Raw genomic sequence first — 715 nt, 5'->3', positions numbered from 1 at the left:
CTTGATCTCCCAGTTCATTCATAAAATCAAATTCAGGAAAATCCGGAATTTCAAAAATAAAATCTGTTTGAAATGTATTATTCGTTTCATCAACAGAATCGATTTCATCCACTTCTTCTTGATCTCCCAGTTCATTCATAAAATCAAATTCAGGAAGATCCGGAATCTCTAAAATAAAATCTGTTTGAAATGTATTGTTCGTTTCATCAACAAAATCAATTTCATCCACTTTTTCTTGATCTCCCAGTTCATTCATAAAATCAGATTCAGAAAGATCCGGAATCTCTAAAATAGAATCTGTTTGAAATATATTGTTCGTTTCATCAACAGAATCGATTTCATCCAACTTTTCTTGATCTCGAAATTCATTCTTTAAAGTTGAAGATTTAAAAACAATCATTTGTTTAGAGGATATTTCCGACATTTTACTATGGTTAATCCATAAATCAACAGAATCAATTTCATCCACTTCTTCTTGATCTCCCAGTTCATTCATAAAATCAGATTCAGGAAAATCCGGAATCTCTAGAATAGAATCTGTTTGAAATGTATTGTTCGTTTCATCAACAGAGTCAATTTCATCCACTTTTTCTTGATCTCCCAGTTCATTCTTTAAAGTTGAAGATTTAAAAACAATCATTTGTTTAGAGGATATTTCCCACATTTTACCACGGTTAATCCATAAATTTTTCATTATTTCACTCCTAAACAAGGT

1 protein-coding gene is annotated in these 715 nt (G+C 30.3%); it reads right to left on the bottom strand.

The annotated features are described in order from the left end of the window. On the bottom strand, positions 1-694 hold a 694-nt coding region (locus MR071_RS25015), incomplete at its 3' end, for a hypothetical protein (RefSeq protein WP_242238244.1). Positions 695-715: the final 21 nt, after the last annotated feature.

It is taken from the genome of Bacillus cereus group sp. BfR-BA-01316, from assembly GCF_022664195.1.
Lineage (GTDB): Bacteria > Bacillota > Bacilli > Bacillales > Bacillaceae_G > Bacillus_A.
This window is presented reverse-complemented; position numbering and strand designations above follow the sequence as displayed.